This is a genomic window from Streptomyces sp. NPDC058812, assembly GCF_042744565.1.
Lineage (GTDB): Bacteria > Actinomycetota > Actinomycetes > Streptomycetales > Streptomycetaceae > Streptomyces > Streptomyces thinghirensis.
The window spans coordinates 22,309-30,075 of record NZ_JBHYOB010000035.1; the positions used below are offsets into that span (position 1 = coordinate 22,309).

7 protein-coding genes and 1 pseudogene are annotated in these 7,767 nt (G+C 71.0%); 4 read left to right on the forward strand and 4 right to left on the reverse strand.

All coding sequences use genetic code 11. The annotated features are described in order from the left end of the window. Positions 1-10 precede the first annotated feature (10 nt). Positions 11-1,207 (reverse strand): quinolinate synthase NadA, encoded by a 1,197-nt coding sequence (gene nadA / locus ACFW48_RS37315; RefSeq protein WP_386322911.1) that lies wholly within the window; start codon positions 1,205-1,207, stop codon positions 11-13. Positions 1,208-1,470: 263 nt separating this feature from the next. On the opposite strand from nadA, the gene ACFW48_RS37320 reads away from it, so the two are divergent. Then, complete coding sequence (locus ACFW48_RS37320; RefSeq protein WP_053129615.1) at positions 1,471-1,827, forward strand: iron-sulfur cluster assembly accessory protein; 357 nt, start codon at positions 1,471-1,473, stop codon at positions 1,825-1,827. A gap of 95 nt (positions 1,828-1,922) precedes the next feature. Here ACFW48_RS37320 and ACFW48_RS37325 read toward each other — a convergent pair whose 3' ends face one another. Together ACFW48_RS37325 and ACFW48_RS37330 are read right to left on the reverse strand one after the other, a co-directional pair. After that, complete coding sequence (locus ACFW48_RS37325; protein ID WP_386322913.1) at positions 1,923-3,461, reverse strand: hypothetical protein; 1,539 nt, start codon at positions 3,459-3,461, stop codon at positions 1,923-1,925. Positions 3,462-3,574: 113 nt separating this feature from the next. Continuing rightward, positions 3,575-3,784, reverse strand: coding sequence for a hypothetical protein (locus ACFW48_RS37330; protein ID WP_386322915.1), 210 nt, complete (start codon positions 3,782-3,784; stop codon positions 3,575-3,577). Positions 3,785-3,917: 133 nt separating this feature from the next. On the opposite strand from ACFW48_RS37330, the gene ACFW48_RS37335 reads away from it, so the two are divergent. Next, positions 3,918-4,892, forward strand: coding sequence for a carbohydrate kinase family protein (locus ACFW48_RS37335; RefSeq protein WP_386322917.1), 975 nt, complete (start codon positions 3,918-3,920; stop codon positions 4,890-4,892). 20 nt (positions 4,893-4,912) lie between these two features. Here ACFW48_RS37335 and ACFW48_RS37340 read toward each other — a convergent pair whose 3' ends face one another. After that, a complete protein-coding gene (locus ACFW48_RS37340) occupies positions 4,913-6,295 on the reverse strand; it encodes a cysteine desulfurase/sulfurtransferase TusA family protein (RefSeq protein ID WP_386322919.1) in 1,383 nt (460 codons plus the stop codon). Positions 6,296-6,620: 325 nt separating this feature from the next. Between ACFW48_RS37340 and coxB the strand changes: the two genes are divergently transcribed. Then, complete coding sequence (gene coxB / locus ACFW48_RS37345) at positions 6,621-7,580, forward strand: cytochrome c oxidase subunit II (RefSeq protein ID WP_121746603.1); 960 nt, start codon at positions 6,621-6,623, stop codon at positions 7,578-7,580. Continuing rightward, positions 7,577-7,767, forward strand: a pseudogene (locus ACFW48_RS37350) (cytochrome ubiquinol oxidase subunit I); the annotation flags it as partial. The gene coxB and the pseudogene ACFW48_RS37350, both read left to right, overlap by 4 nt.

The following is a 7,767-nucleotide window of genomic DNA, read 5'->3' on the forward strand; positions in this document are numbered from 1 at the left end:
AATCGCCCCCCTACGGCAGCGCCAGCATCCGCTCAAGCGCCAGCTTCGCGAACGCCTCCGTCTCCTTGTCGACCTCGATGCGGTTGACGAGGGTGCCCTCGGCGAGCGACTCCAGCGCCCAGACCAGGTGCGGCAGGTCGATGCGGTTCATGGTCGAGCAGAAGCAGACCGTCTTGTCGAGGAAGACGACCTCCTTGTCCTCGGCGGCGAAACGGTTCGCCAGCCGCCGGACCAGGTTCAGCTCGGTGCCGATGGCCCACTTGGATCCGGCCGGGGCCGCCTCCAGGGCCTTGATGATGTACTCGGTCGAGCCGACGTAGTCCGCCGCCGCGACGACCTCGTGCCGGCACTCGGGGTGCACCAGGACGTTGACGCCCGGTATGCGCTCGCGCACGTCGTTCACCGAGTCGAGGCTGAAGCGGCCGTGCACCGAGCAGTGACCCCGCCACAGGATCATCTTCGCGGCGCGCAGCTCCTCGGTGGTCAGCCCGCCGTTCGGCTTGTGCGGGTTGTAGAGGACGCAGTCCTCCAGGGACATGCCCATGTCCCGCACCGCCGTGTTCCGGCCCAGGTGCTGGTCGGGCAGGAACAGCACCTTGCTTGTTGAGGGCTCCCCCTGCTCGAAGGCCCAGTCCAGGGCCCGCTTGGCGTTGGACGACGTGCAGATGGTGCCGCCGTGCTTGCCCGTGAACGCCTTGATGTCCGCGGACGAGTTCATGTACGAGACGGGCACGACCTGCTCGGCGATGCCGGCCTCGGTCAGCACGTCCCAGCACTCGGCGACCTGCTCGGCGGTGGCCATGTCCGCCATGGAGCAGCCGGCGGCCAGGTCGGGCAGGACCACCTTCTGCTCGTCGGAGGTCAGGATGTCGGCCGACTCCGCCATGAAGTGCACACCGCAGAAGACGATGTACTCGGCCTCCGGGCGCGCGGCCGCGTCCCGGGCCAGCTTGAAGGAGTCACCCGTGACGTCGGCGAACTGGATGACCTCGTCGCGCTGGTAGTGGTGACCGAGCACGAAGACCTTGTCCCCGAGCTTCTCCTTGGCCGCGCGGGCGCGCGCGACCAGGTCCGGGTCGGAGGGCGAGGGCAGGTCGCCGGGGCACTCCACGCCGCGCTCGCTCCTCGGGTCGGCCTCGCGGCCGAGCAGCAGCAGGGCGAGCGGCGACGGCTGTACGTCGAGCTCCTGGGTTTGGGCGGTGGTCACGACACGCACCCTTTCTACTTTTCGTCTAACTGACGCTATATATCATAACCGGTTCACGTCAGTTTGACGATGCCCATAGTGTCGGTGTGACGTGAATCCCGGTGTCCGGACCGCCGTCCACAGCCGCTGTCCGCTGCCCGACGCGTGTGCGAGCATGAAGGGAAGGCCGAGGACGAAGACACGGGCCCGCCCGGAATGAATCCGCGGCCCCGCCGGTTGGAACCGTCGGCAAGCAGTCTCCGTACAACCTTGGAGAGATGTAGATGTCCGTATCGGACGAGACCACCACCGTCACCGACGGCATCATCCTGACCGACGCCGCCGCGGCCAAGGTCAAGGCCCTGCTCGACCAGGAAGGCCGTGAGGATCTGGCGCTGCGCGTCGCCGTCCAGCCCGGCGGCTGCTCCGGCCTGCGCTACCAGCTCTTCTTCGACGAGCGCTCGCTCGACGGCGACGTGGTGAAGGACTTCGACGGCGTCAAGGTCACCACCGACCGCATGAGCGCCCCGTACCTGGGCGGCGCCACCATCGACTTCGTGGACACGATCGAGAAGCAGGGCTTCACGATCGACAACCCGAACGCGACGGGCTCCTGCGCCTGCGGCGACTCCTTCAGCTGAGCCGCGCGGCGGAGGCGCCACAGTCATAAGAGGGCGGCGGCCCGGGACCGATCCCGGGCCGCCGCCCTCTTGCCTGCCCGCCCACGGGATCGCCGTCACCGGCCCCCGGACGGTGCCGGCAGCCGCGCGCCCGGCTTGTGCAGCGGGATCTCCTCACCGTCCGAGCCCACGACCGTCCGGTCGCCGAGCGGCTCGTCGAGCGGCACCGTCCGCTCGTACTCCTTGGCGATCAGGATGCAGACCTTCTCCGGGTGCGGGGTCTCGGTCACCGTGACGGTCACCTTGCCCGCGCTCTCCTTCGCCTTCGCCTCGTAGTCGGAGCACACCCCGCCCGTGAAGTGCACCGTCAGCTCCCTGCCCTCGGCCGTGTAGCCGCTCACCCCGACGTCGCGGGGCTCACCCGGCGCCGAGGTCGGCTCGTCGGACGAGGACGAGGACGGTGACGGCGAGGCGGGGGCCGCGGACGTCAGGTACTTCGGGTCGACCGCCGGATACGTCACCGTGAAGGCGTCCCGCGTGCCCGGCGCCCGCACCTCGAACAGCCACGACGGCACCAGCGTCTGCCGCCCCTGCACCGGATGCGCGGCCAGCCCGAACACCGCGTCCTCGACCGTGATCGTCTGCTTCTCCGGCTGCTGCGGCTTCACCGGCTTCCTCGGCGTGCCCGTCCGCGGCTCGCAGGGCGTGTCCGCGCCGTCCTGATGCGGTACGGGGCTCGCGCAGCCGCCGATGCCGGCGCCGGAGCCGCCGCCCGGCGCGTTCAGCAGCGCCAGCGTCTCCTCGGCGCCCAGGACGGGATACGTGTCCCCCTTGACCGGCGCCTTCACCTGGCCGCTGCCGCCGACCACCTCGCCCCGCGCGCCGACGACCACACCGGTCGTCCAGCCGTACGTGGGCAGCCCGCCGACCTCGGGTTCGGCGTTCACGGCCCGCCGGGCGCCCATGACCTGGCCCGCGTCCAGCTTGGCGGCGTCCTGGCCCAGTGCCTTCAGCACCGGCGTCGCCGCCTTCTTCGCGGCCGCCTCGCTCACCGGCTCCCCCTCGGCGGACGGGCCCTTGCACGCGGCGCCCTTCTTGCAGTTGTCGGTACCGGGCGTGTAGCGGTGGAACGTCCAGGTGCCCGGCGCCTGCGTGTTCACCGTCAGCAGCGGACCCGAACCGTCGTTGGCGTTGCCGACCTTCCACGCCTCGCCCTGCACGCGCGGCGCGCCGTCGACCCCGAGCGCCTCGGCCAGCCGGGCCACCTCCGCCTCGGTGACCTCACCCTTCGCCCGGTACACGGGCGCCGAGCCGGGGCCGTCGGGCAGCGAGCCGTCGGCGCGGTAGGTGACGCCGTAGGGGTTGGGCTCGCCGGGCGCGATGCCGTTCGTACCGCCGCTTCCGGACGGCGCCCCGTGGTCGTCCAGGGCGAGCGGCGGGGGAGTGTCGTCGCCGGACGCCCCGGACGCCGTACCGCCGTGCGGGCCGCCGCCGGAGGCGGACGTGGCCAGATAGGCCCCGCCGGTCCCGACCAGCAGCACGGCGGCGGCGACGGAGGCGACGGCGACCGCCCGGGGACGCCGCCGCGCGGGACGCCCGGTGCCGGCCTCGTCGGCGGCGTCGGCGTCGTCGTTGTCGGGTCGCTCGGTGTTCACCGCATCGCTCCTTCGGCTGTTACTGGGGACAGCGATGGGACGCGGTGGGGGAGGATCCGGTTCCCGGCGGCGTCACGTGCCGCCCGAACGGCCTCGAAGTCGCCGGACGGACCTCAGTCGCCGTAGTCCGACATCGCGTCCAGCAACCGCGCCGACGTCTGGGGCACCCGCACGCCGTGGATGAGGGAGACGGGGACGGGACGGGTGGCGGCGTGGGCCGGAGCCTCCCAGCGCGGGGCCATCCGGGCGCAGTCACCGCGCAGCGACGCCAGGTCGCCGTCCAGGTCGGCCGGGGCGGGGTCGGCGGTCCTCAGGTTCGTCATAACAGAACCGTAGGCACGTCCCGGACCGCGAAGAAAGTTGTACTACCGGGTAGTTTTGCCTGCTTCGGACCTGGGACACTCCCGGGTAGCGTGAACTGTCAACCCGCCTCCCCTTCAGGAGAGAGTCCACGCCGTGCGCATCGCAGTCACCGGCTCCATCGCCACCGACCACCTCATGACCTTCCCCGGCCGCTTCTCCGACCAGCTCGTCGCGGACCAGCTGCACACGGTCTCGCTCTCCTTCCTCGTCGACCAGCTCGACGTACGCCGGGGCGGCGTCGCCGCGAACATCGCCTTCGGCATGGGCCAGCTCGGAACCCGGCCGATCCTGGTCGGCGCGGCCGGCTCGGACTTCGACGAGTACCGGGCCTGGCTGGACCGGCACGGCGTCGACACCGGCTCGGTGCGCATCTCCGAGACCCTGCACACCGCGCGCTTCGTCTGCACCACCGACGCCGACCACAACCAGATCGGCTCGTTCTACACGGGCGCGATGAGCGAGGCCCGCCTCATCGAGCTGAAGACCGTCGCCGACCGGGTCGGCGGTCTCGACCTGGTCTCCATCGGTGCCGACGACCCGGAGGCGATGCTCCGGCACACCGAGGAGTGCCGCGCCCGGTCCATCCCGTTCGCCGCCGACTTCTCCCAGCAGATCGCCCGGATGAACGGCGACGAGATCCGGATACTGCTGGACGGGGCGACCTACCTCTTCTCCAACGAGTACGAGAAGGGGCTCATCGAGACCAAGACCGGTTGGACGGACGAGGAGATCCTCGGCCGCGTGGGTCACCGCGTCACCACCCTCGGCGCGCGGGGCGTGCGCATCGAGCGGGTCGGCGAGCCGACCGTCGAGGTCGGCGTCCCGGACGAGGAGCGCAAGGCCGACCCGACCGGTGTCGGCGACGCCTTCCGCGCGGGGTTCCTGTCGGGACTGGCGTGGGGGGTGTCGTTGCAGCGGGCGGCGCAGGTGGGCTGCATGCTGGCGACGCTCGTCATCGAGACGGTGGGGACGCAGGAGTACCAGCTGCGCCGCGGGCACTTCATGGAGCGGTTCACCAAGGCGTACGGGGACGAGGCGGCGGACGAGGTCCAGGCGCACCTGGGCTGAACCGCCGGGTGGGGTGCCGTTCAGGTCGACCGGCGGACCAGGTAAGCCGTTCCCTTCTCCGCCGGCTCCTCGCCCGCGTACTCCTGCCCCCGCATCTCGCACCACGCCGGGATGTCCAGGCGGGCCGCCTCGTCGTCGGACAGGACGCGGACCGTGCCCCCGACGGGCACGTCGCCGATGACCTTGGCCAGCTCGATCACCGGGATGGGGCAGCGCCGGCCGATCGCGTCCACGACGAGGTCGCCCCCGGTCTCCGGGACGGCCTCCGTGGCCACCGGCGCCCCCAGCCTCTCCCGCACCGCGGCCACCGTGCCCGGCAGCACCTCCAGGAACCGGTCGACGTCCTCGGGCGGCGTCCCCGGCGGCAGCGACACCCGGACGTTGCCCTCGCTGAGCACCCCCATCGCCTTCAGGACGTGGCTCGGCATCAGGGTGCTGCTCGTGCAGGACGACCCGGAGGAGACCGAGAAACCGGCACGGTCCAGTTCGTGCAGCAGAGTCTCCCCGTCGACATAGAGACACGAGAAGGTGACGACACCAGGCAGCCTGCGCACCGGATCGCCGACCACCTCCACATCCGGCACCAGAGCCGGCACCCGCGCCCGGATCCGCTCCGTCAGCTCCCGCAACCGGGCCGCCGCCTCGGCCGCCTCGGCCCGCACCGCCCGCAGCGACGCCGCCGCGGCCACGATGGCGGGCAGGTTCTCGAAACCGGGCGCCCGGCCCGACTCCCGCTCGTCCCCGGGCCCTTGCGGCGCGAACCGGACCCCTTTGCGTACGACGAGCAGCCCGACCCCGGACGGCCCGCCCCACTTGTGGGCACTGGCCGCCAGCAGCGACCAGTCACCCGCGACCTTCCCCCACCCCAGCGACTGGGCCGCGTCCACCAGCAGCGGCACTCCCGCCGCCCGGCAGATCTCGGCGACCTCCGCCACCGGCTGCTCGGTGCCCACCTCGTGGTTGGCCGACTGGAGACAGGCCAGCGCGGTGTCGCCGCGCAGGGCGGCCGCGTACGCCGCCGGGTCCACCGCCCCCGTCCGGTCCACGGGCACCTGCGTGACCGTCCCACCGCCGGCCTCGTGCACTTCGGCCGCGTGCAATACGGAGGAGTGTTCGACCGCTGACACGATCAGGTGGGATCCGGCCCGCCGACGCCCGGCCAGCGCTCCCGCGACCCCCGCATGCACCGCCCGCGTACCCGAAGGGGTGAACACCAACTCGTCCGCCCGACACCCCACGGCCTCCGCGGCCGCCTCCCGGGCGGCGTCGAGCAGCATCCGCGCCCGCCGCCCTTCCCGGTAGAGCCGCGCGGGATCGGCCCACCCTTCGTCGAGCGAGGCCTGAAGGGCCTGCCGGGCAACGGGATGGAGAGGAACGGCGGAAGCAGCGTCGAAGTAGGCCACACAGCAACGCTATGACGTCCGGCAGGGAAGCGCCGCCAAGGGGCGCGGGACTGATTCGGCATGCGGCTCCGCCGCGTGGGCGCGAGCAACCACGACGAACCGTCAGCCGCCGAACAACCCCAGCTCGCACCCCCCGCAGGCGCCCGACCCCACCCTTTCAGGGTGCCCCCCGGCGCGTATGCCACCCTCCCCGCGACCCCCCGGAGGGCGTCGGCTAGGGTTTGGTCCGCATAAACATCAAACCCCTGCCCGACGCAGGGCGGCGACCGACCAGCGAGAAGGCCGCAGCCGAACAGCGCGGGCGAGACTCTCGGGAAGGCGCTACGTGAGTCCCAACGGCTCCGACCGCTCGCCGCGGCGCCCGATGCGGCGGAAGCTGCTGCAGGCACTGACCGCGGGCCTGGTCCTGGCGACCGCCACCGGTTGCACATACGAGGACTTCCCCCGCCTCGGCATGCCCACCCCAACCACGGAAGAGGCTCCGCGGATCCTCTCCCTGTGGCAGGGCTCCTGGGCAGCCGCGCTGGCCACCGGCGTGCTGGTGTGGGGCCTGATCCTGTGGAGTTGCTTCTTCCACCGGCGCACCCGCACCAAGGTCGAGGTTCCTCCGCAGAACAGGTACAACCTGCCCATCGAGGCGCTGTACACCATCGTTCCGCTCGTCATCGTCTCGGTGCTGTTCTACTTCACCGCCCGTGACGAGTCCGAGCTCATGAGCCTCAAGAAGAAGCCCGACGTCACGGTCAACGTGGTCGGCTTCCAGTGGAGCTGGTGCTTCAACTACGTCGAGAGCGTCGACGGGTCCACCGGCGACGCCAAGACCTCCAAGGAACTGGCCGCGATCCCGGACCGGTTCAAGGAGGACTTCCCGGCGAACGCCGGCGGCACCTACGACTGCGGTGTTCCGGGCACGGAGAACCCGCAGACCGGCAACCCCGGCCCGACCCTCTGGCTCCCCAAGGGCAAGACGGTCCGCTTCGTCCTGACCTCGCGTGACGTCATCCACTCCTTCTGGGTGGTGCCGTTCCTCATGAAGCAGGACGTCATTCCGGGCCACACCAATGCCTTCGAGGTGACCCCCAACAAGGAGGGCACCTTCCTCGGCAAGTGCGCCGAGCTGTGCGGCGTCGACCACTCCCGGATGCTGTTCAACGTGAAGGTCGTCTCCCCGGAGCGCTACGAGCAGCACCTCCAGGACCTCGTGAAGAAGGGGCAGACCGGTTACGTTCCCGCGGGCATCGCACAGACGAGCCACGAGAAGAACCGGGAGACGAACAACCTGTGAGCATCCTCAACGAACCCCAGGGTGCCTCGGCAGCGGAGGACTCGTACGAGAACGAGCTGCCGGTACGGCGCAAGCAGCCCGGCAACGTCGTGATCAAGTGGTTGACGACCACTGACCACAAGACGATCGGCACGCTGTATCTGGTGACGTCGTTCGCGTTCTTCGTGATCGGTGGCGTGATGGCGCT